The 24,683-nt window shown below is 64.2% G+C and carries 23 protein-coding genes and 1 pseudogene; 14 read left to right on the plus strand and 10 right to left on the minus strand.

Going from position 1 to position 24,683, the window contains the following annotated elements:
- The first annotated feature begins 16 nt into the window (after positions 1–16).
- Together MUU55_RS06530 and MUU55_RS06535 are read left to right on the plus strand one after the other, a co-directional pair.
- A complete protein-coding gene (locus tag MUU55_RS06530) occupies positions 17–208 on the plus strand; it encodes a DUF3008 family protein (protein ID WP_244760880.1) in 192 nt (63 codons plus the stop codon).
- A 14-nt stretch (positions 209–222) separates the two neighbouring features.
- Entirely contained in the window at positions 223–594 is a 372-nt protein-coding gene (locus MUU55_RS06535; RefSeq protein WP_244759983.1) for a response regulator, read from the plus strand.
- An 8-nt stretch (positions 595–602) separates the two neighbouring features.
- Here MUU55_RS06535 and MUU55_RS06540 read toward each other — a convergent pair whose 3' ends face one another.
- On the minus strand, positions 603–2,093 hold the full coding sequence (locus MUU55_RS06540) for a M81 family metallopeptidase (protein ID WP_244759984.1): 1,491 nt from the start codon (positions 2,091–2,093) through the stop codon (positions 603–605).
- 561 nt (positions 2,094–2,654) lie between these two features.
- On the opposite strand from MUU55_RS06540, the gene MUU55_RS06545 reads away from it, so the two are divergent.
- The 3 genes from MUU55_RS06545 (at position 2,655) to MUU55_RS06555 (ending at position 6,742) form a co-directional block, all read left to right on the plus strand.
- Positions 2,655–3,518, plus strand: coding sequence for a MurR/RpiR family transcriptional regulator (locus MUU55_RS06545; protein ID WP_244759985.1), 864 nt, complete (start codon positions 2,655–2,657; stop codon positions 3,516–3,518).
- Between the two features lie 216 nt (positions 3,519–3,734).
- Positions 3,735–5,165: an amidase gene (locus MUU55_RS06550; RefSeq protein ID WP_244759986.1), complete on the plus strand. Its 1,431-nt coding sequence runs from the start codon at positions 3,735–3,737 to the stop codon at positions 5,163–5,165.
- Between the two features lie 452 nt (positions 5,166–5,617).
- The gene (locus MUU55_RS06555) at positions 5,618–6,742 is read left to right on the plus strand and encodes a PLP-dependent cysteine synthase family protein (RefSeq protein ID WP_244759987.1); all 1,125 of its coding nucleotides are present in this window, start codon (positions 5,618–5,620) and stop codon (positions 6,740–6,742) included.
- A gap of 110 nt (positions 6,743–6,852) precedes the next feature.
- Here the strand turns inward: MUU55_RS06555 and MUU55_RS06560 are convergent, their stop codons facing one another.
- The 4 genes from MUU55_RS06560 to MUU55_RS06575 all read right to left on the minus strand — a co-directional run bounded on the left by MUU55_RS06560 (position 6,853) and on the right by MUU55_RS06575 (position 10,075).
- Complete coding sequence (locus MUU55_RS06560) at positions 6,853–8,355, minus strand: amidohydrolase family protein (protein WP_244759988.1); 1,503 nt, start codon at positions 8,353–8,355, stop codon at positions 6,853–6,855.
- Positions 8,356–8,828: 473 nt separating this feature from the next.
- A complete protein-coding gene (locus tag MUU55_RS06565; protein WP_244759989.1) occupies positions 8,829–9,116 on the minus strand; it encodes a DUF6522 family protein in 288 nt (95 codons plus the stop codon).
- Positions 9,113–9,580, minus strand: a complete 468-nt coding sequence (locus MUU55_RS06570; RefSeq protein ID WP_244759990.1) for a group III truncated hemoglobin — start codon at positions 9,578–9,580, stop codon at positions 9,113–9,115. Before MUU55_RS06570 ends, MUU55_RS06565 begins: the two co-directional genes overlap by 4 nt.
- 45 nt (positions 9,581–9,625) lie before the next feature.
- Positions 9,626–10,075: an Rrf2 family transcriptional regulator gene (locus MUU55_RS06575; RefSeq protein WP_244759991.1), complete on the minus strand. Its 450-nt coding sequence runs from the start codon at positions 10,073–10,075 to the stop codon at positions 9,626–9,628.
- Between the two features lie 376 nt (positions 10,076–10,451).
- Between MUU55_RS06575 and MUU55_RS06580 the strand changes: the two genes are divergently transcribed.
- The 5 genes from MUU55_RS06580 (at position 10,452) to MUU55_RS06600 (ending at position 15,366) form a co-directional block, all read left to right on the plus strand.
- The gene (locus MUU55_RS06580; protein ID WP_244759992.1) at positions 10,452–11,042 is read left to right on the plus strand and encodes a DUF4360 domain-containing protein; all 591 of its coding nucleotides are present in this window, start codon (positions 10,452–10,454) and stop codon (positions 11,040–11,042) included.
- 77 nt (positions 11,043–11,119) lie between these two features.
- On the plus strand, positions 11,120–12,514 hold the full coding sequence (locus MUU55_RS06585) for a DUF4360 domain-containing protein (protein WP_244759993.1): 1,395 nt from the start codon (positions 11,120–11,122) through the stop codon (positions 12,512–12,514).
- Between the two features lie 228 nt (positions 12,515–12,742).
- On the plus strand, positions 12,743–13,576 hold the full coding sequence (locus MUU55_RS06590; RefSeq protein ID WP_244759994.1) for a MetQ/NlpA family lipoprotein: 834 nt from the start codon (positions 12,743–12,745) through the stop codon (positions 13,574–13,576).
- A gap of 82 nt (positions 13,577–13,658) precedes the next feature.
- Entirely contained in the window at positions 13,659–14,729 is a 1,071-nt protein-coding gene (locus MUU55_RS06595) for a methionine ABC transporter ATP-binding protein (protein ID WP_244759995.1), read from the plus strand.
- Positions 14,710–15,366: a methionine ABC transporter permease gene (locus tag MUU55_RS06600; RefSeq protein ID WP_244759996.1), complete on the plus strand. Its 657-nt coding sequence runs from the start codon at positions 14,710–14,712 to the stop codon at positions 15,364–15,366. The genes MUU55_RS06595 and MUU55_RS06600 overlap by 20 nt, the downstream gene beginning before the upstream one ends.
- A 20-nt stretch (positions 15,367–15,386) precedes the next feature.
- Here the strand turns inward: MUU55_RS06600 and MUU55_RS06605 are convergent, their stop codons facing one another.
- A complete protein-coding gene (locus tag MUU55_RS06605) occupies positions 15,387–16,631 on the minus strand; it encodes an LVIVD repeat-containing protein (protein WP_244759997.1) in 1,245 nt (414 codons plus the stop codon).
- A 296-nt stretch (positions 16,632–16,927) separates the two neighbouring features.
- Here MUU55_RS06605 and MUU55_RS06610 point away from each other — a divergent pair, with 296 nt between their 5' ends.
- Positions 16,928–17,563 (plus strand): RBBP9/YdeN family alpha/beta hydrolase, encoded by a 636-nt coding sequence (locus MUU55_RS06610; RefSeq protein ID WP_244759998.1) that lies wholly within the window; start codon positions 16,928–16,930, stop codon positions 17,561–17,563.
- 22 nt (positions 17,564–17,585) lie between these two features.
- Here MUU55_RS06610 and MUU55_RS06615 read toward each other — a convergent pair whose 3' ends face one another.
- From MUU55_RS06615 to tauA, 3 genes are all read right to left on the minus strand, one after another.
- Complete coding sequence (locus MUU55_RS06615) at positions 17,586–18,422, minus strand: ABC transporter permease subunit (RefSeq protein WP_244759999.1); 837 nt, start codon at positions 18,420–18,422, stop codon at positions 17,586–17,588.
- Entirely contained in the window at positions 18,419–19,222 is an 804-nt protein-coding gene (locus MUU55_RS06620; RefSeq protein WP_244760000.1) for a taurine ABC transporter ATP-binding protein, read from the minus strand. Before MUU55_RS06620 ends, MUU55_RS06615 begins: the two co-directional genes overlap by 4 nt.
- Positions 19,223–19,311: 89 nt before the next feature.
- On the minus strand, positions 19,312–20,316 hold the full coding sequence (gene tauA / locus MUU55_RS06625) for a taurine ABC transporter substrate-binding protein (protein WP_244760001.1): 1,005 nt from the start codon (positions 20,314–20,316) through the stop codon (positions 19,312–19,314).
- 487 nt (positions 20,317–20,803) lie between these two features.
- Here tauA and MUU55_RS06630 point away from each other — a divergent pair, with 487 nt between their 5' ends.
- Positions 20,804–21,268 (plus strand): RrF2 family transcriptional regulator, encoded by a 465-nt coding sequence (locus MUU55_RS06630; RefSeq protein WP_244760002.1) that lies wholly within the window; start codon positions 20,804–20,806, stop codon positions 21,266–21,268.
- Positions 21,269–21,307: 39 nt separating this feature from the next.
- On the opposite strand, the gene MUU55_RS06635 is transcribed toward MUU55_RS06630, so the two are convergent.
- Entirely contained in the window at positions 21,308–22,408 is a 1,101-nt protein-coding gene (locus tag MUU55_RS06635; RefSeq protein ID WP_244760003.1) for an acyl-CoA dehydrogenase family protein, read from the minus strand.
- 402 nt (positions 22,409–22,810) lie between these two features.
- On the opposite strand from MUU55_RS06635, the gene MUU55_RS06640 reads away from it, so the two are divergent.
- Positions 22,811–24,148, plus strand: a complete 1,338-nt coding sequence (locus MUU55_RS06640) for an FAD/NAD(P)-binding protein (protein WP_244760004.1) — start codon at positions 22,811–22,813, stop codon at positions 24,146–24,148.
- Between the two features lie 34 nt (positions 24,149–24,182).
- Positions 24,183–24,667: pseudogene (locus tag MUU55_RS06645) on the plus strand (RrF2 family transcriptional regulator).
- Positions 24,668–24,683: the final 16 nt, after the last annotated feature.

Genomic DNA, 24,683 nt, shown 5'->3' on the forward strand with positions numbered 1-24,683 from the left:
AAAAGGAGATCGTCCCATGCCTGCAAAATCCAAATCGCAGCAGAAAGCCGCCGGTGCCGCGCTTGCGGCAAAACGTGGCGACATCAAAAAGAGCGCGCTGAAAGGCGCTTCGAAGGACATGGAGAAATCCATGTCCGAAAAAGAGCTCAAGGAGATGGCCTCGACCAGGCGCAAGGGCAAGCCCGAACATGTCTCCAGATCGGCCTGAAGCGGGAGAACGTCATGCGCGTCATGATCGTCGAGGATGAATTCCTTATCGCCAGCCTCCTGGAGGCCGTTGTGCATGACAGCGGCCATGAAACTCTCGGGCCGGTTTCGACCGTCGAGCAGGCGCTCGCCTATGCGCCGCGTGCCGATATCGCCCTGGTGGATCTCGGCCTCTCCGATGGCAACAGCGGTCATCTGCTGGCGCGGCGCCTGATCGACCGCTTCGGCATCGACGTCATTTTCGTCACCGGCGATCCCGGATCTTTACCCTACGGGTTCGACGGGGCGCTGGCGGTCATCGCCAAGCCGTTCCGCGACGAGGACATCACCGACGCGCTGCAAAGGGCGATCGACAAGCGCAGCCGCTCTGTTGCCAGGCAGGGGTGACCGAAAGGTCAGCGTGCCGTCGTGTCCAGGCCCAGCGGGTCGGCGATGCGTGGCCACAGGTCGGAACGCGCCTTGCGATAGGGCGTCGTTGCCGGGTCGGTCGGGTAGGAGGTCGGGGCGGCGATATAGACGATTTCGGATGAAACCGGCTGGAAGCCGGCATGGAAATGGTTGGTGGACTTCACCAGCAGAAAGTCCTTCTTCGCGAAATCCACGCCCTGGTTGGAGAAAATGTCGGGCTCATAGGTTTGCGTGCGGCTGGTGATCAGCACGATATCGATCGTCGTGCCGACCGGGCGCACCACGGCCGTGCTGCCGAGCGTCACGCGGCTGTTGCGGAAACTCTGCCAGCCGGCATCGAAGACACGCTGCACGGTCACGCGCAGGTCCAGCGGCTCGCCGCCCTGCGGGCCGGACTTGCCGCCGAAGCGCAGCGCCAGCTCCGCGCCTTCACCCGCTGCATGGCAGAAGGAGACGGCGATGGGGTCCCAGATGGTTGCGACGGCGACGTTTTCGAAGCCGCGCTCGATCATGCGGCGCAGGATGAAGGTCGCGTCGCCTGCAACGCCACCGCCCGGATTGTCCCAGACGTCGGCGATGACGACAGGTTTTTCCGGCCGGGCTGTCTGGATCGCCCGGGCTTCGTCGAGGCCGGCTTCGGTATCGAGCATCGGCATGGCCGTCCGCTTGCGCAAGCCGTAGAGTTCATGGCCGAGCGACTTTGCCAGCGCGTCGCCCTTCGCCTTGTCGCCATCGGTGACGACGACGATGCGCGTTCCCATCTCCGGCACGTCGCCGGCCATGAAGCCGTGGATGACGGAAATCGAGAGAATGCCGTCCTTGCCCTCCATCGCCTTCAGCCGGTCGACGAAGGAGCGCATCGGCTCGCGGCTCGTCGGATAGATTGTGATCATCCGGCAGTCGAAGGTGGAGACAACGGGGCGGATCTCGCCCTTCAGCGTGCGCAGCGCCAGGTCCACGACATGCTCGCCCCGTTCCTCGAAATCGGTATGCGGAAACTCGAGGAAGGCCGCCATCAGGTCGAGATTGGCGACGCGCTTGGCGGTAAGGTGACTGTGCGGATCGAATTCCACCGCGATCAACACGTCCGCACCGACGAGGTCGCGGATACGGGCAAGGAAATCGCCTTCCGGATCGTCATAGCCCTGCGCGACCATCGCGCCATGCAGGCCGAGCACGACGGCGTCGACGGGCAGTGCTGCGGTGAGTTCGCCGAGGATCTGGTCGCGCAGCGTCTCATAGGTCCCACGCTGGATGAGCCCGGCGGGCTCGGCCCAGCAGGACGTGCCCTCGATGACGGTAAAGCCCTCCGCGCGGCCACGCCGGCGCAGGATCGGCACGACCGAGGAGCAGAGCGTCGGCGTATCCGGATGCTCGCCCGGCCCGGCATAGAACGCGGCCTTGAAGGCGTTCATATCCGTCGGCACGGGAGAAAACGTGTTGGTTTCCGTTGCAAGCGAAGCCGTGAAAATGCGCATCTCTGTACGTTCCCGATGGTCTTTTGGCGCGCCGGACCATCCGCCAAACTGGCGCCGTGCAGGCCCACTTTGCCACGTCTCCGGCATTGCGCAGCTGAAATTAATTTTCTTAACAGAGCAGAATTCTATGAAAAGTCAATGCGTTAGCTGCTGTTGCGATGGCTTGGGCCTTCGCGTTCATGGCGGTCTGGAACGTGAGCGATTTTTCAACGCCGAGAATTGGGCGCGGAGCAGAAAGATGATGGGTTGTCTATAAAATCTCGTTTTATGCCAGTGTATTAGGGCGATCCTTCGATGCCGCAGCCTGTCAAGAGGGGAAGGCGATCGTGAAATTATCGGGCGAAAGTCCCTTGCGAGTTTCACCGGCCGTCATCTCGCGTGCGAACGGATCGCAATTTTTCTTGAAGATTTTTTGAAATGCGGCCGGTGGCCCCGGAATACCAGGCATCCGGAGATGCTCCGCTAAGCTGCGACGGCTTGATGTGCTCTGGTGCTATGGTACGACGGCTTTGTCTGAGAAATTCGTTTTCACGATCTGGCGATCGCGGGATGGGAGAACCGATGGATCTTTTTCACGCATTGGGGGATGAGGGCGGCAAGCTGTCGGCCCTCGACAGGAAGCTGGCGCAGATCGCGCTCGATGATGTCGATTTCGTCGTCAATGCCTCGATCGGCGTCATGGCCGCGCGGGCCGGCGTGTCGCCACCCACCGTCACGCGCTTCTGTCGTCGAGTCGGCTGCAGGGGCTATCCGGATTTCAAGGTTCAGCTCGCCAGGCTGTCCGCCGTGGGGCTGCGCTACGTCAAGCCCGACATGCCGGCCGAAACACCCGCAGAGGTGGCCGGCGACATTGTCGCAAAGGCCCAGAACGCCTTGTTCCAGCTGCATCGCCAGCTCGATTTGGCCGCGCTGGAAACGGCCGCCCGCCTGTTGAGCGGCGCGCAGTTCATCCAGGCCTTCGGTGCTAGCGGCAATTCGGCGATGATCGTCAACGAGTTGCACAACCGGCTTTTCCGTCTCGGCTGCCGCATCAGCGCCTCGAACGACCACAACATGAACGCCATGCTGTCGGCGGCGGCGCAGCCGGGCACCGTGGTGTTCGGCTCCTCCTTCACCGGGCGTGATCCGGCGCTCGTTCACTGCCTGGAGCTTCTGCGCGAGCGACACGTGCCGACCATCGTCGTCACGCAAAGCGGTTCGCCCGTGTCGGCCGCGGCCGATGTCGTCATCTCCATCGACCTGCCGGAAGGTCGCAACATCTTTCGCCCCACTGCGACGCGCTACGCCTATCTCGCCGTCATCGACATGCTCGCCAATCTCGTCGCCCATGCCGATCGCACCAGGGCGCTGAGAACGCTGCGCGGCATCAAGCAGGAACTCGTCAGCCGCCGCGACGGCGATGACAGCCAGCTGCTCGGGGATTGACGCCGCGCTGATTTCGGCTTTTGCCCGCTACGGCAACGGAATCCTGGGCTCGGAAAGGTTCGTGCTGCCGGACGTGCAGGCGCTCTACACGAAAATCTGGACCGCGTGCTGAAATGAGCCGATGATGCGCGTCGCCGCCACGGTCACGCTTGGCCGCGACGGAGATGGGTCTTCTTGCTACAGTCTGCGCCCCAGCCATGAGATACGGAATTTGCCATGAACCTTTCAGACTATTGCAGCCACGATGCTACCGGTCTTGCCGATCTGGTCCGGCGCGGGGAGGTGTCTGCGCGCGAACTGGCCGAGGCTGCCCGCGCGGCGCATGAGAAGGTCGATCCCGAAATCAACGCGGTCGTCGAATTCTATGCCGATGCGGAAACCGTGAAAGGCTCCGGAGAGGGGACCTTCGTCGGCGTGCCTTTCCTGCGCAAGGATATCGGTTCCACTGAGGCCGGCCGCCTGCAGGAATGCGGCAGCCGCCTGATGAAAGGCAATGTCGCGACCGAGGACAGCTATTATACGACACGCGCCAAGGGTGCTGGCCTGCGCTATATCGGCCGCAGCGCCGTGCCGGAATTCGCCTTTGCCGGTTTCACCGAAACCCTGCTCGAAGGGATCACGCGCAATCCCTGGAGCCTCGACCGTTCGGCTGGCGGTTCCTCCGGCGGCGCGGCTGCGGCGGTGGCGGCGGGCGTCGTGCCAATGGCGCATGCCTCCGATGGCGGCGGCTCGATCCGCATCCCTGCCGGTTGGTGCGGCCTCGTCGGGCTTAATCCCTCGCGCGGCCGGGTATCGGGCGGCCCGGACAGTCAGGATTCGCTCTTCGGTCTGGCGCGCGAATTCGTCGTCTGCCGCACGGTGCGCGACATGGCCGCCGCGCTTGACGTGTTTTCCGGTCCCGAGCCGGGCGATCCCTTCATCATCGCCCAGCCGGAACGGCCCTATCTCGAAGAGTTGCAGCGCCCCACCGGCAAGCTGCGCGTCGGCCTGGCACGTACACCCTGGGGCCGGGTGCCGATCGCGGCGGATGTGCTCGCGGTTCTCGACGAGACGGCAGCACTCCTGGCTGCCATGGGCCACGAGATCGAAGAGATTTCTGCGCCGACCGATCCTGAGGACATCATGATCGGGGTCATGGGCGGCTTCAATCTCGGCCTTGCCGATATGCCGGCCCTTGCCCGTTCCCTGAACAAGCCGCTCGACAGCACCACGATGGAGCCGGTGCTGCTGAAACTGACGGAGCAGACGCTCGCCATGTCGCCGGCCGAGATCGTCAACATTTTCGAAGTCATGCGCAAGATCCGCCACGACGTCGCCATGGCCACGCAGCGCTTCGACATCCTGCTGACGCCGACAACACCGGTGACGGCACCCGAACACGGCCGGTTCGCGACGACGCGCGAGGATCTGACGGCCGCGGCGTTTTCCGAGGGCGATACGACGCTCTTTACCTTCCTCGGCACCTTCAACGCCACCGGCCAGCCTTCCGTCAGCCTGCCGCTCGGCCTCGACGCCAACGCCATGCCGATCGGCATTCAGGTCGTCGGCCGCTTTGCCGAAGAGGCGACGCTGGTGCGTGTTGCCCGTGACCTCGAAGTAGCACGCCCCTGGAACGCGTTGCGCGCGCCGGTGCATGCTGCCCAGTGAGACGCATGGACCCCGCTTTCTCGGCGGGGTTCTCTTCCTTTCTAGCTGAACGCCGCCGAAGCGGAGAGGACGTAGCACGCGCTATCGGCCCAATGCCGATGAGGACTTGCACAGAACGGGACCTGCGCCGCATCGTTCTCCTTTGGCGCCGAAGACCTCAATCGATGGGCAGTCGCCCGGAAATCGTCCAGCACCCCGCATCTGGGCGTCTTCGCGCCGCAGCTTGCGGCTTTTGCGGCTGAACGGGCGCTGGTATAGCCGTGCAGGTCATTGGCCGACGTCTATGGCTCCTTGCTGCATGAGCGCGTCGTCGCCGATGGCCGGCTGGTGATGGGGCTGAACGGTTGTGCCATCCCGGCGAGAGCGTTTCGCCCTAGCGAGGCAAGGCGCAGGAACCTGTTGATCGTCCACGGAAAATGCCGCACCATCCCCGTCGTCTCGGAGGATTTGCCATGGACACGACACCGGCCGTTTTCGGCGCCGAACCCGCGCCCTCGCTCGATGATTGCGCCGACCGCGCCTGGGCGCGCCACGCCATCGGCATTCTGGAGGGCGATGCGCGCCGGTCGGCGGATACGCATCTCGTCAACCCGGTGTTCAAGGGGCTGAAAGGCATCTCGATCTACCTCAAGGACGAGAGCACGCATCCGACGGGCAGCCTGAAGCATCGCCTGGCCCGCTCGCTTTTCCTCTATGGCATCTGCAACGGGCGGATCTGCAAGGGAACGACGCTGGTGGAAGCCTCGTCGGGCTCGACGGCCGTCTCGGAGGCCTACTTCGCCAATCTGCTCGAACTGCCCTTCATCGCCGTTATGCCGCGCAGCACCAGCCAGGCGAAGATCGACGTCATCGAGCGTTTTGGCGGGCGCTGTGCGTTCGTGGACAGCCCGCGGGAGGTCTACGACACCGCAGCGCGCATCGCGACGGACACCGGTGGCCATTATCTCGACCAGTTCACCAATGCCGAACGCGCCACCGACTGGCGCGGCAACAACAACATCGCCGAGAGCATTTTCGGTCAGATGGAGCGGGAAGCGCACCCGGTGCCAAGCTGGGTGATCATGGGCGCCGGTACCGGCGGCACCTCGGCCACCATCGGCCGCTACATCCGCTACCGCAACCTCGCGACGCGGCTCTGCGTCACGGATGTCGAGAATTCCGTTTTCTACGATGCCTGGAAGAACCACGACCTGGAGGCGACCTGTACGCAACCGTCGCGCATCGAAGGCGTCGGTCGTCCCCGCGTCGAGCCTTCCTTCATCCCCACCGTCATCGACCACATGATCAAGGTGCCGGACGCGGCGTCCATCGCCGCCGCCCACGTCCTGTCCGACCGCCTCTTCCGCCGCGTCGGCGCATCGACCGGCACAAACTTCTTCGGCCTGCTATCGATTGCCGACGGCATGATGAAGCAAGGGCGAGAAGGCTCGCTCGTCACGCTGATCTGCGACAGCGGCGACCGCTATGCCGGCACCTATTTCAATACCGAGTGGCTCGCCCAGCGCAACATCGATATTGCCCCCTGGCGCCAGGCCATCGAGACTTTTCTTGATACGGGAATGTTTCCAGCGCCGTGAAATCGGTGGGATTTTGTGGTCATGGACAGGCCCGATGAAGCTTCATGGTTTCCGCCCTGCTTTAGGATCCGCATGGCTGATGCGGCGGAGCGACCCGCCAGCAAATGACGTTACGGCTTTCGGCCGACGCGCGGATAACTTGAAGAAAAGATCGTCTCGAGCGGCGGATGGCCGTAGGTGCGGTCCGGGTAGCGAGCAAGCAGGCCGTCGAACTGCCGCTGGGCGCGGTCCTGCTCGGCGGCGGCATCGAAGCCGGAAATCTTGCCATCGACCATGACGAAGCGGCCATCGATTATGACGGTGCGGACGTCGCGGCCGGAGGAATTCATCATCAGGCTCTGGATGGGGTCGATGACATGGCCGATACGGTCATGGCCCATGTCGATCACGATCATGTCGGCCTTTGCACCCGGCTGGAGGCGGCCGAGATCAGGCCGGCGCAGCGCATCCGCGCCGTGGATCGTGGCAGCGTCGAAATAGTGCTCGGAGCGCACGCTTTCGATGGAGGCGTCCATGACGCGCGAGATCATGATGCCGACCTGCATGTTCTGGATGAAATCCGGCGGCCAGGTGTCGGTGCCAAGCCCGATGCGCACGCCCATCGCGCGGAATTTGCTGAAGCTGTCCATGAAGCCGCCATGGCGGGCGGAAACGATGGGGCAATGCACGAGTGTGGCGCCGGCATTGGCGAGGATATCGAGGTCTCGTCCGGCGCGGGCCACGTTGCGCGTGCCGGCGACGAGCTCACCATGCGGCAGCAGCATGCGCTCGGAGAGCGCGCCGAGGCTGTCGAGCCATTCCAGCGGCGTTGCATCATGCATCCGGGTGATGCGGTCGAATTCCAGCTCGGACTGGCAGCAATGCAGACGCACCGGCACGTCGAGGTCGTGGCCGGCCGCGGCTGTGCGGCGCAGGAGTTCGGCCGTGCCGGTCTCTATGCGGTCGGGCGCCAGCATCGCGCGCACCAGCGGCGAGGCCATCGCTTCGATCCGCTCGGCGAAGGAAATGGCACCGGCAAGGTTTGCGAGGCCGCGCTCTTCGTCGAAATAGAAGTCGATCTTGCCGTTGTCGTCGACGAAGCTGTTGCCAGCGCGGTAGGCCGGACCGAGATAGACGCGCAGGCCGAGGTCATGGGCGGCATGGGCGGCCGCAGAAAACTCGCCGTCCGTTTCGCCCCATTCCCGATAGAACAGCGAGGCGATCGGAAGCGCCGTCGTCACCCCGTTGCGGATGAGTTGGGCGAAGGCGTAGCGCTTCTGGAAGGCAAGCTCCTCGGGCGTGTACATCTCGTAGGGGCCGCGGTCCATATAGGTCTTCGGCCAGACGCGACCCGTGCGCCAGGACGGCTGGTTGTCGAAGGCGAGCACCGTCGTGTCGAGGTCGGACAGCGCGTCGAGATCGATGAAGCCGGGCGAGAGAATGGCATTGCCATAGTCGATGCGATGCGCGACCTCGCCGGCATAGTCCTGGCCGACGAAGACGATCGTATCGCCCTCGAAGACGACGACACCGTCGTCATAGAGCACATGGTGGCCGTCCTGGTGGCCGACGACCCAGCGGGCCGTCACGAGCACCGGACCGGCGAGGCGTCCGGATTGAGGAAATGTCGTCATGGTTTCCGCCCAGAATTGTATAATATTTCATTCATTTATTGCATACAATAAGGCAATGTCAATCTAATGGGCCGTCACCGGCAGAGCGGGCGTTAGGCGCGCGGCGACAGGCCGCGCAGGCGCTGGAACTGACGGCCAGCGAAGCATAGCAGATGTCGGCTGCAACATCCTGGATGGGCTGGTTTCTACTCGAAAGTCACGAACAGGCTTCGCCGATGCGGCGGGCCATGAGGTAGCCCACGATTGCCGTGGCCCGGCTCTTCGTATTGGGGTGAAAGCGGCAGTCGAAGTTCACGCTTGCTGTATGGGCAAAGGGCCGCGGCGGCGGATGAGAGCGGTTTTATCCCTGGTGGCGGAGGGGGCACCGGCAAGGCTGGCATGGCGGTTCGCCTTTCGGTCCGCTGGATACCGATGTCGCAGGAAGATTCCGCCAATGCGAAGGTAAAGCCGCCACGTACCGGTGTCTGATCGGTCTAGCCCGCATTTCTCGGGGCGGCCGGGATGACCTCGATCCGCTGTTGCCCGACGCTGCCGTCGGTCTCCACGATCGCCTGCCAGCGCCGGTTGCCGCAGCGCACCGAAAGCCGCCAGCGGCCGGCATCCTCTCCCTCACCGCGCTCGACGCGGGAGGAGACGAGGCCGCGGCGCATCATGCCGCGCAGGGTTTCGGTCGGCCAGCCGAAACGCTCGGCCAGCATCTCCGCCGGCAACAGGAATTCGCCGCTTTCGTCCCGGGCAAGGGTGAGGGGGGCGGCCGTCATGTCAGGGCCTCCCGCGAGATCGGCAGGACCTTCATGGAATCCTCGCCGCGATGGAAGGCGATGGCGAGGCGGAAGGAATGGGCGATACGCAGCGCCCGATCGAGGAAAAGATCGGCCACCTCGGGCGGGCAGAGCCGTTCGACGGTGGCGCGAAACAGCGAAAGCCAACGCTGGAAATGCGCCTCGCCAAGGTCGGGGACGGAGAGATGCGGCGGCAGTGGGCGGCCCTCGTAGCGGCCGGTGCGCAGCAGCGTCGCGGACCAGAAATCGCACATCTTCGCCAGATGCGCCGGCCAGTCCTCCGCCGCGATGATGCCGTTGAAGACGGGACCGAGAAGATCGTCCTTGCGAATCCCGTCATAGAAACCGTGTACGACGGCATGGATCATCGCCTCGTCAAGCACCTCGGGTAGAAGCCTGCCGTCGATGACGATGGTGCGTTCGGGCGCGGGGCGGCCTTTCATGCGGTTGCCTTCCATAGTGTCCGGTTCATCGATCCATCCTTTCTGTCAGGCCGCGACCGTATCCAGACCGAGGAGTGGGCCGAGCGTGGCGCGATTGCGAACGATGTCGGCGAGCGTGTATTTGTCGAGCACGGCCAGAAAGGCGGCGAGCGCCTCGTGCAGCATGCCTTTCAACCGGCAGGCCGGCGAGATGGCGCAGCAGGTGTCGCCTTGCGCCTGCATGCATTCGGCCAGCGAAAACTCCGCCTCCGTCGCCCGCACCAGCGCGCCGACGCCGATCGTCTCGGGCGCTTTGGCCAGCCGGATGCCGCCCGCCCGCCCACGTGTCGTTTCGACGACGCCGATGTCTCGCAAGGTCTGCGCCACCTTGAGGAGATGGTTGCGCGACAGTCCATAGGCTTCCGCCACGTCATTGACGGTACAGACGGGGTTGGATCGCGCCGCCATGTAGATCAGCATGCGGAGCGCATAGTCGGTATGCAACGTCATACGCATGGGGATCTCTCGGGTACGTGCGTCTGCTGATGGCGTGTTGGTAAACAGGTATTTCAGATGCCACTTTTATCGCAGTTCTTATCCGTCCGGAAGTGCCAAGGCGTCGCAGGCGTTGCCACTGGGAAAGCACGGGGATCGGATGCGGCAGCCAACGCACTGGCTCCCTCCCTCAAAGGACACCGATCGTGAGCGCATCCCACGGTTGTTGTTTCTTCGCTAAGACAATTCGTTCCGTCAAATGCTTAATATAATGTTTACCATCCGTTTATATCTCTCTTGCTGAACTCGCTCTGAATGATCCGCTCAGACATCGTTCAGGGTGCATGTCCGAATATGCAACGCAAGAAGCCGCTGTTGGCTTGCGAGAGGAAGAATCATGAAGATTATTGGTGCTATGATCGGCGTTCTCGGCTTTGCTGCCGTTGCCCATGCAGACGATATCGCGCTCGGCGTGCCGGGTTACGGCGGCAGCGGCTGCCCGTCCGACAGCGTCTCGGCGACGCTGAGCCCGGACTCCAAGTCGCTCAGCCTGCTGTTCGATGAATATATCGTCCAGGCCGGCGGTGAGACCGGCAAGTCGCTGGACCGCAAGACCTGCAACGTCGCGATCCCGGTGCACGTACCGCAGGGCCGCAGCGTTTCGGTCCTCGCCATCGACTACCGCGGCTTCAACCAGCTGCCGCGCGGCGCCCGTTCGCAGTTCAGCGTGGAATATTTCTTCGCCGGCTCGCGCGGCCCATCCTTTGCCAAGACCTTTGTCGGCCCGAAGGAAGACGATTACCTGATCACCAACAAGCTCGTTGCCGATGCGCTCGTCTGGTCGCCCTGCGGCCAGGACGTCAACCTGCGCACCAATTCCTCGATCCGCGTCTCGACGACGCGCAACAAGGAAGCCATGGCGACCGTCGATACGCAGGACGTCAAGGCGGCCATCGTGTACCAGCTGCAGTGGCGCAAGTGCAATTAAGCCGTTAAGAACGGTAGTCGCAAATCGGAGCGGCCCAGCGGGCCGCTCCTTTGTAATCACTAAGACCGGGTGAAGTTTTGACGGTTCTGAAAAAAGCAAATCGTGCCCTGATCCTGACGGGTCTCGTGCTCGCGGCGGGTTCCGCCCAAGCTGCCAACGGCTGTGCGCCGGGCACCTTCTCCACGACCCTGTCGCCGGACAGGAATTCCACCAGCTTCCTCTTCGATTCCCTCTTCGCCATCAGCGACCGCACGCAGGGGCCTGGCCGGACGACCTGTTCGCTCTCCGCGCCGGTCACGCAGGCCAAGGGCTATTCGGTGTTCTCCGTCGATTATCGCGGCTTTGCCACCAAGACCGGCGAGCAGACGGTGACGCTCGACGGCGGCAAGAAGGGCGATCGCGTTCGCCTTTACGATCCCGAAGGCGAGGTTTCCGAGGATTATGAAATCAACCGCCGCATGGGCACGGTCGATTCCGAAACGCTCGACCTCTCCATCCTCTTGACGGCCGAGGGGCAGGACGGCGATCTCGACGCTGCGCAAATCTTCCTCGACACGCTCGACGTATCCCGTATCGGCTTCACGACCCGCGAATCCGTCAAGGGCTCGCTCGATGGCCTTGCCGAGCAGCGCCGCTCGCTTCTGGCCGGTGTCGATACCGTGGCCGGCCGTATTCTCGGCCTGACCGATCCCTTTGCCGGCGACGACTACATTTCCGCCTTTGCCGGCACCGAGGGCATGGTGGGCTTCAATGCGCGCTGGAACGCGACGGACGAGATCACCCTGATGGGCGGCCTGGCCGGCTATGATGCGCGCCAGACCGGCACCGATGCCGACAATATGCTGATCGCTGCGGCCTCCGCGCGCTATGCCGTCCCGATCGACGATGGCTGGAAGGCCTTTGGCGAGGTCGGCATTTGGGGCTCGCCGTATGTCGAAGCAAAATACACGCGCGACTACATCAATGCCGGCAGGCTCGTTTCCCGCACGAACGAGGCTTCGGGCTCGCTGATCGGTGGCCATGTGCGTGTCGGCGTCGCCTATGCGCCGGATACGCAGAACGAGTTCACCGCAGCCCTCCGGCTGTCCCGCTCGGCACTTGATGTCGCCTCCTATGCGGAAACGCCCGACGCCGACAATCTGTTTGCCGCGACCCTTTCCGGCAAGAGCACGGTGGCAGACACCGCAGACGTCACCGTCATGTGGACGCATGCGCTCAACCCGACGGTCGATTATTCGCTCTTCGCCACCGCCGGCCAGACATTCGGCAATGGCGATGCCGTCAAGGCGGATGTCGACTGGGTCGGCCAGGCGACGGGCGGCTGGGAAGCGCGCCGCTTCGGCTCGGTCGGCGCCCGCGTCGGCTGGAAGTTCCACGAGAACTGGGCGGTCGATACCCGCGCCAGCCTGACGGTCGCCGAAGAGAGCAAGCCGCGCTGGAATGCCGGCCTGCAGCTTAAGGCGAGCTTCTGATCTGAAACAGGAGGGCGGCCGAAGGGTCGCCCTTTTCGTTTCGAGTAATTCATAAAATCAGTAGAAATTATTTTCTCGTTCTCCGGCCATTCCGGAGAGCGAAAGTTCCCGTTCGCGCTGCCCAATAAATCGCCATTCGTTGTTCACGAAAGCGGCATTTGCGATTTTGCTCACAGAAACCGGGTCGGTTTCGAGCGTCGATCCTCCCAATCGCGAAAGCAGGCTATTATGTTGAACATCACTAAAAATATTCTCTCCCGCCGCGTGGCGCTCGCAGCGATTGCCGTTGCCGCCGTGTCCGTCTCGGTCCTCTCCGTTTCCGGTCCCGCCGTTGCGGAAGACAAGAAGGACCTGAAGGTCGGCATCATTTCCGGTGAGGATGAGGATGTCTGGCGCGTGGTCACCGCCGAGGCTGCCAAGAAGGGCCTGACCATCGAGACCGTCGTCTTCAACGACTACACCCAGCCGAACGAAGCGCTGGAGCGCGGCGAAATCGACGCCAACGCCTTCCAGCACCTGCCGTATCTGGAAAACCAGATCAAGACGAACGGCTACAAGATCGTGCCCGTCGGCTATACCGGCGTCTGGCCGATCGGCCTCTATTCCAACAAGCACAAGACGCTTGCCGATCTGCCGGAAGGCGCCGTCGTCGGCGTGCCGAACGATCCGTCCAACGAAGGCCGCGCGCTGCGCGTCCTGCAGAATGAGGGCCTGATCAAGCTCAAGGACGGCACGGGCATTCTGGCGACGATCGCCGATATCGCCGAAAACCCGAAGAAGCTCGAGATCAAGGAACTCGATGCCGGCATCGTCGGCCGCTCGGTGGAAGATCTCGACGCCGCCGTGGTCAACACCGACTGGGCGCTGAAGAGCGGTCTTACCCCGGAAAACCGCATCGCGCAGGAGCCGGTCGCTGACAATCCATACCGCAACTTCATCGCCGTGCGCGAGGAATCCAAGGATGAGCCCTGGGTCAAGCCGCTGGTCGAGGCCTACCAGAACGACGCCGTGAAGGCCGAATTCGACCGCGTCTACAAAGGCACGGGCATCAGCGCCTACTAAGGTATAGGACGGCCGATCCGGCAGCCCGCGACGCGCTGAAACGCCGTCGCGGGCTGCCTTGGTATTTGCGGAAGGACGCGCAATGAACTCACATGTGACCTGGAAAGCGGCCTCCGCCGCAGCCGAGGAGACGGATGTCATCCGCCTTGCGGACGTGCGCCGGCGCTTCGGCGAGACGGCGGCGCTGGATGGCGTGACGCTTACTGTCCGCCGCGGCGAGATCCTCGGCATCATCGGCCGCAGCGGTGCGGGCAAATCGACGCTGATCCGCTGCCTCAACGGGCTGGAACGGCCGGACAGCGGGACGATCGAGATCGAGGGCCGCGAGATCACCGGGCTTGGCGAGGCCGATCTCCAACCGCTGCGCCGCCGCATCGGCATGATCTTCCAGCACTTCAACCTGCTTTCCGCGAAAACCGTCGAAGAGAATGTCGCGCTGCCGCTGAAGATCGAGGGCTGGCCGAAGGCCAAGCGTCTGGCGCGCGCCGCCGAGCTGCTCGAGCTCGTCGGCCTCTCGGGTAAGGCGAAGGCTTACCCGTCCGAGCTCTCCGGTGGCCAGAAGCAGCGTGTCGGCATTGCCCGGGCGCTCGCCGCCAAGCCTGCGCTGCTGCTCTCCGACGAGGCGACCTCCGCGCTCGACCCGGAAACCACGCGCTCGATCCTGACACTCCTGAAGGACATCAACCGCAAGCTCGGCCTCACCATCCTGCTCATCACCCATGAGATGGAAGTGGTGCGCGGCATCGCCGACCGTGTGACCGTGCTCGATGCCGGCCGCGTCGTGGAGGAGGGGCCGGTCTGGCAGGTCTTCTCCCGCCCGCAGGCTGAGACGACACGCAGCCTGCTCAGCAGCATCCGCCCCCAGCTTCCCGCCCATATCGCCGACAAGTTGACGGCGGATGTCGGCGGCGAGGCGATCCTTGGCATCGACATTGCAGGACCGGCCGCCACCGGCCCGCTGTTTGAGGGGCTGTCGCAGGAATTTCCCGGCGGCTACCGCCTCAACCATGGCGGCGTCGATCATATCCAGGAGCAGGCCGTTGGCCGCTTTTTCCTCGCGGTGCCGGCCGATAAGGCCGCGTCGCTTGCGTCCTATGTAGAGCGCCTCGGCGCCCAGGTGGAGGTCCTCGGCCATGTCGCCGATCATGCTTGAACTTCTCGTCCGCTCGCTCTGGGAAACCGTCGTGATGACGGCCGCCTCCGGCATCATCTCGCTGGTCTTCGGCCTGCCGCTCGGATTGGCGCTGGTGGCGACGGCCCGCGGCGGCATTGCGGAAAACCTCTGGATCAACCGCGTGCTCGGCGCCGTCATCAACGGCTTCCGCTCCGTGCCCTTCATCATCCTGCTCGTCGCGCTCATTCCGGTCACCCGCCTCATCGTCGGCACGTCGATCGGCACCTGGGCGGCCATCGTGCCGCTGTCGATTGCCGCCACACCCTATTATGCGCGTATCGCCGAAGTGTCGCTGCGCGAGGTGGATCGTGGCCTGATCGAGGCCGTGCGCGCCATGGGCGGCAATCGCTGGACGATCGTGCGCGAAGTGCTGATCCCCGAGGCGCTGCCCGGCATCGTGGCAGGCTTCACGGTGACGCTGGTCACACTGATCGGCGCTTCCGCCATGGCCGGCGCCATCGGGGCCGGCGGTCTCGGCGACCTCGCCATCCGCTACGGCTACCAGCGTTTCGAGACCTCCGTGATGGTGGCCGTCGTCGCCGTGCTGATCGTCATGGTCTGCGGTATCCAGTGGATCGGCGACCGCTGGGTGGCCAAGCTCGATCATCGCAGTTGAGTGAAGATACGGCGGCTTGATCAGCCGCCGTATTCGATGATCTCCAGGCCGGCATTGTAGTCGGTCGCATAGATCAGGCCGCGCGCATCGACGAAGACATCGGCCGACTGGATGACCTGCGGCCGGCCGGGCCGCCGGTCAGTCATCGTCCTCGGCGAGGCCGGCACCAGCGCGCCGGTCTCGACCGGCCGGTAGGGATCCGAAATATCGAAGGCGCGGATGCCGGCATTCTGCCAGGTGGCGAAGATCAGCGTATCCGAGACGAAGGATCCCGGCCGGTTCTCATGCAGGTTATGCGGCCCGAAATGGCCGCCTTTCTTCGCATAGTCGATCTCGTCGGGGATCGGGAAGGTCGCAATGCTGATCGGGTTCGACGGTTCGCGGATATCGAAGACCCAGGTGTGTTTGCGGCCGTCTTCTTCATGGTCCGCCACCGCCTCGTCGGCGACGATCAGCAAACCGCGCTCCACCAGCGGCAGCGGCGAATGCGTGCCGCCGCCATAGGGCGGGCACCAGTTGTGGTGTTTGATGAGTTTCGGCGCGGCGTGATCCCGGATATCGAGCAACGTCAGCCCGCCGTCGCGCCAGCAGGCATAGGCGGTGTCGCCGTGCACCAGCGCGTGGTGCAGCGCATGGCGCCGGCCCTCCGGGGCAAGCGAAACCTCGCCTGCCGCCGTGTTCATGCCCGGCAGCCACCAGCGGCCGACGAGCTGCGGCTTCATCGGATCGGCCATGTCGATCGTCACGAAGATATAGTCGGTGAAACCGTCGAGGAGCGCCGAGGCATAGGCGTAGCGCCCGCCGACATACCAGAGCCGGTGAAAGCCGACGCCATCCACATCGAGCTGGCTGATTTTTCGCGGACGGTCGGGTGCCGAAATGTCATAGACCGTCATGCCCGTCGTCCAGGCGCGCGACCGCTTGGCGCGCGAGACCGTCTCACCGACCGATTGTGTGTAATAGGCCTTCTCGTCCGTGAAGGTCTCGACATCGGCGAAGAGGTCGAGCGCGTTGATGACGAGCAGCAGGTCGTCATGGGTCTGGAGATGGATGTTCCAGGTGTTCGGCGGCGCCGGTACATAGGTGACGGCGCCTGGCCGCTTCGGATCGCGCACGTCGACGATCGAGAAACCCTGCGACCAGGGATGGGCGACATAGGCAAAACCCCGGTGCACCATCAACTGCAAGCCATCGCCCCGCCCGTCTATATCAGAATGTCCGATCAGCGTCATGTTGCGGGCGAAATCGGGTGTCGGCAGGCTCATTGCGGATGTCCTCGGTAGGATCGTTGCGCAGGCTCGAAGCGCCGGCAGAGGGGCCACTTTCGCAGGGGGGAGCGGTATGGAACAAGCGCGCCTTTTGCGAAGAGAGATTGGGAAAAGGAAAATAATTCCAGATATTTGTGAGCCTCTTCGAGGCTGCTCGTCTGTATTTTCTTCAGGCCCTTACCTGTGCAATGAAATTCTATGGTTTTTGATGACTATAGCAGCGGCTTTCTTATCAATCGGGCCGTTTGCCCGCATCATCATGGCTGTTCTGTTTGCGAAGAAAGGATGCTGCCATGCCGTCCATCGATATCCCCGTCGATACGCTGATCCTGCCCGGTCTGAACGGTTCGCCGGAGGGGCACTGGCAGCGGCATTGGGCGCGCGACAATCCGGGCAGCCGGGTCGTCGAGCAGTCCGACTGGGCCTGCCCGGACCGGCAGGCCTGGCTTTCCGAACTGGAACAGCAGGTGGCCATGACGACGGGTGATCTCTTTCTCGTCGGCCATAGCCTCGGCTGCGTGCTGGCGGCGCATTTCGCCGAAAGCCGGTTGGCATCGCGCATTCGCGGCGCGCTGCTCGTCGCGCCCTGCGATCTCGACACGACCGAGACGCTGCACCCCTGTATCATCCGGTTCGGCGCCATGCCACGCCGCCGCCTGCCGTTCCCCTCGCTGGTCGTCGGCAGTCTCGATGACCCCTATATGCCCACGGACCAGCTGCGCCGCACGGCGCGCGCCTGGGGCAGCGATCTCGTCGATATCGGCAATGCCGGTCATATCAACATTGCCAGCGGTTTCGGTCGCTGGACGGCGGGCTACGATTTCCTCGAACTTCTGAAGCTTCGCGGCGAGCGCGATCCCTTTGCCGCAAACAGAGACGGCCGCCTGTTCACGGCGGCCGTTGCGGGCATGGGACTGGCGCTCAATTGAGCGCCAGTCGATTGATTTGCGCCTAGCGGTGGGATGCCCAGGGCACCAGACGCCGCTCGATGAGGCGCGCGACATATTCCAGCACGATGGCGATCAGCGCGATGACAATGATGCCGGCAATCACGATGTCGGTGACGAGGAACTGCGCCGCAGACTGGATCATGAAGCCGATGCCGCTGGTCGCCGCCACCAGTTCCGCCGCCACCAATGTCGTCCAGCCCGCGCCGAGCGCGATGCGGATACCGGTCAGGATGGAGGGGACGGCACTCGGCAGCACCACTTCCCGCAACACCTGCGCCTTGCTGGCGCCGAGTGAGCGGGCGGCATTGACGTGATCCTTCGAGACGGCGCGCACGCCGGCCGAGGTCGACAGGATGATCGAGGGCAGCATGGAGAGCGCGATGACCGTGATCTTCGAGGCCTCGCCGATGCCGACCCAGATGATGATAAGCGGCAGGTAGGCGAGCGGCGGCAGCGGGCGCAGGAATTCGACGATGGGATCGAGGATGCCGCGGCCGACGCGGCTCGTGCCGATAGCAAGGCCGGCGGGAATGCCGATGAGTATGGAGGCGATCAGCGCCCCGAAGATGCGATAGAGGCTCGCGCCGACATGTTCGGCCAGCGTCGCATCGACAAACCCCTTCACGACGAGATTGTAGAGCGCGATCACAACCTGGCGCGGCGAGGGCAGGAAAACCGGTGAGACCAGCGCATAGGCCGAGGCGAGCGCCCAGAGGCCGATGATGACGCCGATGGTGAGCGCGGAGATCACGGCAATGGGAAGGGGGCGGGCGGCGCGGGCCGGCGCCGTATCGTTCGTTTCGCCCGCGAGGGCATCGAGTTCACTCAAGAGCGTCATGCGGCAAGCTCCTCTTCGCCGGCGTGGATGAGGCCGGTCAGTCCGGCATGCATACGTTTGAAGATCGGCGAGGCCTTGACGTCGGCCACCGACGCGCCGTTCAGGATCTCGGCATTGAAGCCGGCCTCGATCTCCGCCGTCAGGCGGCCCGGATTGGGTGAGAGCACGACGACGCGCGTGCCAAGCAAAAGCGCCTCCTCGATGCTGTGGGTGATGAGCACGGCGCCCGCGCCGCTCTCGGCCTTGATACGCAGCAGGAAATCCTGCATGCGCGTGCGGGTGAGCGCATCCAGTGCGCCGAGCGGTTCGTCCAGCAAGAGGAAACGCGGCTCGGCGGCCAGCGCCCGTGCGATGCCGACCCGCTGGCGCATGCCGCCGGAGAGCTCCCAGATGTGCCGGTCGCCGGCATCCGCAAGTCCGACGCGGGCCAGAAGCACCTCTGCTTTCGCGCGGCGTTCGGCAAGCGGCACGCCCTTCAGCTTCAGCGGAAAGGCGATGTTGTCGCGCGCATCGAGCCAAGGATAGAGCGCATCGTCCTGGAAGACCACGGCGCGGTCTGCGCCCGGTCCCGTGACGGGCGTGCCGTCGACGGTGATGGTGCCCGCGGTGGGCGTCAGGAAGCCGGCGGCGAGATTCAGCAGGCTGGTCTTGCCGGAGCCGGAGCGGCCGATGATCGCCACCAGTTCGTCGGAGGCGACCTGCAGGTTGATGCCGTCGAGGACGCGCTTTTCGCCCGCGCCGCCCTTGCCGGTCCGCGCCGGATAGGTGAGCGAGACGTTGCGGAAGGTCAGGATGCTCATGGGGCCTCCGGAAGGGTTGCTTGGGATTGGCGATGGCCCGGCGGCGCTTGCGCGCGACCGGGCCACCTCCGCCGCAGGATATTCGCCGCTCAGTAGGCGAGCTTGGTTGCGTCCGTGACCCAGCGGGTGGAGACGTAGGGCTTGTAGTCGGGGAGGGTGGCCGGGATCTTGCCCTGTTCGAGCAGGAAGGCCGCAGTATCGGAAACCGCCTTCACCGTGCCGCCGCCGAGCAACGCTTCGCCGGCCTGCTCTTCGAGCGTCGGGAAGATATAGCCCTTGAGCAGTGCCGGAACCTCGTCCTGCTTGGCGCCGGTCAGGCGGGCGATCTTTTCCGCTTCCGGCGAGGTGGCGTTCCAGGCATCCGGATTGGCGCGGTAGGCGGCCGTCGCATCGCCCGTCACTTTGACGAAGGCGGTCACGACATCGGGATGTTCTTCGGCAAACTTCTTGCTGACAATCCAGGCGTCGAAGGTCGGGCCACCCCACTCGGCGACGTCGGCCGAAGTCGCCAGCACCTTGCCGCTCTTCTTCAGCTCGGACAGGACCGGATCCCAGACATAGGCGCCGTCGAGGTCACCGCGCTCCCAGGCGGCCGCGATTTCCGGCGGGCGCAGGTTGAGAATCTCGACCGACTTCGGATCGACGTTCCAGTGCTTCAGTGCTGTCAGCAGGCTGTAATGGGCGGTCGAGACGAAGGGCGTCGCGATCTTCTTGCCGGCGAGGTCTTCGGGCTTTTCGATACCCTTCACTGCGAGCGCTTCTGCCTCGCTGATCAGGCCGACGACGAAGATCGTCTCGATCGGCAGTTCGCGGCTGGCGGCGGCGGTGAGCGGTGAGGAGCCGACATAGCCGATATCGAGCGAGCCGGAGGCGATGGCCGCGATCACGTCGGCGCCACCGTCGAATTTCTGCCAGTTGATCTTGGCGCCGGTCACCTTCTCATAGGTGCCATCGGCCTGGGGAACGCGCGAGGGCTCGACGATCGGCTGGTAGCCGATGTTGAGCGTTACCTCGTCGGCGAAGGCCGTGCCGAAGGATGCGGCCAGCGTCAGCGCGGCGGTGGCGGCCAGCAGGGTTCTGCGGGTAATGGTCATGGAGCTCTCCTCAAGTTGCCGTTGCCCGAGGTCTCTGGCGGGCCGGTGACTTGAGATTATATAATCGATAAATTTAGTAGAGAAATTTTCACCTCAATTTCGAGGCTGCGCGGCAATTGGTTTTGCGTTCATTGCCGGTTGTCGTGGAATGGGCTGTGCGACCCTACCGAGGGTGGCAGAAGCGCAAAATGCGGGGCTTGCTGCCGAAGACGTCGGAAAATGATGCGGATAGGGCACGTCTTGCAGGAAAACCGCATGAAAACGCGAAAAGCCAGGCTGTTCTTCTTGCGACGCAATGCGCAAATAAATTATACCGTTTTTATATGTTTTTCGCACTTCGGTGCCTAGAATGAGCCGGAATCACCCGTCAAGGGTGAACCGATCGATCTTCCCGAAGACGACGGACCAATCCGGAGAGCGCGACAGACGTCTTTGCGCCGCCGGGTGATCCGGACGAATAAGACATGCGGATGGAAAGCAGGCGGACATGCTGACGAAAAAGGGAAAATACGGACTGAAGGCTCTGGTCGATCTGGCGCGGCTTGCGCCCGGTGAAACAGCTTTCGTCAGCGAGATCGCGCTTCGCAACAACATTCCGAAGAAGTTTCTCGACACGATCCTCCTGGAACTGCGCAATGCCGGCATGCTGCGCTCCAAGAAGGGGCCGGGCGGCGGCTATTCGCTGTCGCATGCCGCATCCGAAATTCGCATCGGCCATGCCATCCGCGTGCTTGATGGTCCGCTCGCGCCCATCCGCTGCGCCAGCCGCACGGCCTTCGAGGCTTGCGAGGACTGTGCCGATCCTGAGACCTGTCAGGTCCGCCGCGCCATGACCGATGTGCGCGACGCCATTGCCTCCATTCTCGATACGATGACGCTCGAACAGTTCGTCGCCGTTCCCGGCGCTTCCGCGATTATCGACGAGGAAGAACTGGAAAAGCGCGCCGGCTGAGCCGTTTTACCGCCCGTCATGCCGCCGGCCAGAGTGCCGTCAGATTTCGGTCTCCGGCGTGTGCCGGTGCATCTCGATCAGCAGATGGCCGCTTTGCTCCAGGGCGGCCAGTGAGGGGGGCGACAATGTCTGTCGTGCCCTGTCCATCTCGGCCGGTCCTGTCTCCCTGATTGTGTTCGTCGCCTCCTGCGCCACCGCCAGCGCGGCCGTTGCGGCCAGGAAGGCGTTTGTCCGGTGCTGTCCGGCCAGACCGATCTGCGCGGCGTCGATGGCGCGCCCGGCCTCCTCGGCCATGGCCTCCGCGGCGGCAAGGCGTGCGGACAGGAGGCCGATCTTTAGCGGCGCCGTTGCCCCGTCCAGAACCTGCCGCAGCGCACGGCGGCCGGCACCGAGATGGCGGCTCGCCTCCAGCAGAAGATCGAGTGCCTGGGGAACGGGAGGCTGCGGCGTATCGCCGGCCGCATGCAACAGGACGTCGCCTTCGATCAGCACATCCTTGAACAGGACCGGTTCGGCGGGTTGCGTGCCGCCCGGCACGGGCTCGCAGCTGTTGGCAGCGTAGCGCAGGCCCTCGATGCGCGTGGGAAGCAGCAGCCCCACCGTCCTGCCGGTGTCACCGCGCACGGGAATCAGCATCCAGTCGGCGTGGCGTGTGCAGGCGGTGGAGAGCGCTTCGCCGTTCAGACGGTGCGTGAGGCCGGTGATGGTGAGCGGCAGGGCGTCCAGCTCCGTGCCATTGCGCCGACCCGTGGCCCTGGCCAGCCGCGCGCCGGAGAGAGCGGCGGCAAAGAGCATGTTGCGCTGCCCCTCCATTCCGAAGCTGCGGATATGTTCTAGCGCGGTGAAATGTGCGGCGAGTATTTCGCCGAGCGCGGCCGAATGCGCCGCCGCCTCGGCACAGATGCCGACGAGCACCGTGTTGGAAACATCGATGCCGCCATGTTCGGTCGGAACGGAAATGCCGAACAGGCCGGAGCGGGACAAGAGATCGAGGCGGGCCTCGGCGGTGCTGCCGGCGGCCGGACCCGACTGGTCGAAGATGCCGGCGAGCGTGCGGGCCACGGTCATCGCTTCGTCTTCGGTGCCGATGACGGCGGCGGTACGGGCCGGCCGGTCGAGCGCTGATGAAATCGTACCCATGGCGTCAGCTCCTTGCGGAAGGTGGTTTCAGGGTGCGCAGGCTAGGTCGGGCAAAAGATCATATTCTATAGACATTGTATAGATCGCTTCGGTGTCGGGCACAAAGCCGCGAACACAGGACACCGTGCGGCGCTGGCGGTATCGGCCTTCAAATGTGGCCGAAGCAATGCCGAAACGGAAACCCCGCCGTTTCATTGCGTGCTCCTGCCTGACCCCACAAGGCCGGCACACAATAACACCCGTCCCGCCCGGTTCAAGCCACCCGCTCGCTCGGCCCGGTCGGCCCGGGAACCGGGCGGGCGGCTTTGCCATTCCTGTACGCAAGCTGCTGGGACAATAGTCTATAGATTTTATAGATATTAGTCGCTAGATTGTCCGCGTCATCCTCCGGGAGGAAATGGAATGCGCAAAGACACGGATGTGGCGGTGATCGGTTCCGGTTTTTCGGCCGTGGCGCTCGCCCTCAATCTCGTCGAGCTGGCACCGCCGACGGCAAGAGTGAGCCTTGTCGGGGCAAGGCAAAGGCAGGGCAGGGGCATAGCCTATGCAACCACGGCGGATTGCCATCGGCTCAACGTGCCCGCCGGCCGCATGAGCCTGTTCGCCGACCGGCCCGAGCATTTTACGCGTTGGCTTGGAGAAAACGGCCATGCCGCAACGGCGGACGATTTCGTGCCGCGCGGCCTCTATGGCGACTATGTCGGCGACTGCCTCGACGCCGCCCTGAAACGCACCGCGAATCGCGCCGCGCTGAGTCTCGTCGATGCCGAAGCGCTGCGTGCGCAGGCGTTGGCGGATGGCGGGCTGCTCTTCCAGCTTTCGGACGGCTCCGAACTTGCCGCAGGCATCTCCGCGCTGTGCACCGGGGCAGGCACGGGCCGCCTGCCGTTGCCGGACGAGGCCATTGCCGACGCTGCCCGTCCGTTCCTCGTGCAGAACCCGTGGGCGGAGGAATGGCGGGACCGCGTGCCCGAGGATGGCGACGTGCTCTTCGTCGGCGCCGGGCTCACCATGGTCGACCAATGCCTGCTTCTGATGCGCACCGGCTTTCGCGGCACCGTCCACGCCGTCTCCCGCCACGGCCTGCTGCCGGAGGCCCATCTTGCCCGTCGTGCCGATCCGCTGCCGCCCGTGCTCGAACCGGGCCGCGGCGCAGTCAGTGAAATGCTCGCGACCCTGCGCGCCGCAGCGGCGGCGACGCCAGACTGGCGCGCGGCGATGGATGGCCTTCGCCCCGTCACGCAGCAACTCTGGAAGGGCTTGACACTCGAGCAGCAGCGCCGGTTCCTGCGTCACGCCGCACCCTTCTGGAACGTCCATCGCCACCGCATGGCACCCGATGTCGCGGCGGAAATCGCCACGCTCCGAAAGACCGGCCGGCTCGTCGTGCATCGAGGCCGGCTGCAGGCCCTGCGGCGGGATGAAGGCGTCGTCGTCGCCGCGGTTCAGGGCAGGGCCTTGCCGGTCGCCCTGGTGATCAACTGCACCGGTTTCGAGCGATGTACGGTGGCGGCCTCGCCGTTGCTTTCGAGCCTTGCCGCCCAGGGGATTGTCGAGCCCGATCCGGTTGGCTTCGGCATCGCAGTCGATGACGGTTCCGTGGTGCCCGCCTCCGAAGGTCGCCTCTTCGCCTTAGGCCCGCTCACGGCCGGCCGGCATTTCGAGATCACCGCCGTTCCCGATATCCGCGTGCAGGCACGGGACATTGCCAGCCGCATCGCCGCCGGAGTTGCGGCATGAGATTGCGCTGCGACCACGGGACTGGTTTTCGGCCATGATCTCGCAAAAATCCAAATATGCCCTACGTGCGCTGCTTGCCCTGGCGCGGATCGCGCCGGGAGAGACGATGCGCATCGCCGCCATCGCCGCAGGGGAAACCATTCCGAAGAAGTTCTTGGAGCAGATCCTGCTCGAGCTGAAACGGGCCGGTTTCGTCGAAAGCCGGCGGGGAAAACATGGCGGCTATCTCCTTCTGCGCAGCCTCAGGAGATTATCTTCGGTGACGTGCTGCGGCTGATGGAGGGGCCGTTCGTGCCGCTCGGCTGCCTGTCGGGCGGCGGGCAGCGCTCCTGCAAGGATTGCCGCGACCGCACGCTCTGCGCGGTGCGGCGCGTCTTTGCGCGGGTCGCCGCCGCCTCCGATGAAATCCTTGACGGGACGACGCTCTCCGACCTGCTTGCCGATCCCAAAGGAGGCTCCGCCGCAGCGACGGATGTCGGCATGGGAATCGCACGTTCAATTAGTCTAGTAAAAATGTAGAAAATATCCGAAACTG

This window comes from Shinella curvata (assembly GCF_022899935.1).
GTDB classification, from domain to species: Bacteria; Pseudomonadota; Alphaproteobacteria; order Rhizobiales; family Rhizobiaceae; genus Shinella; species Shinella curvata.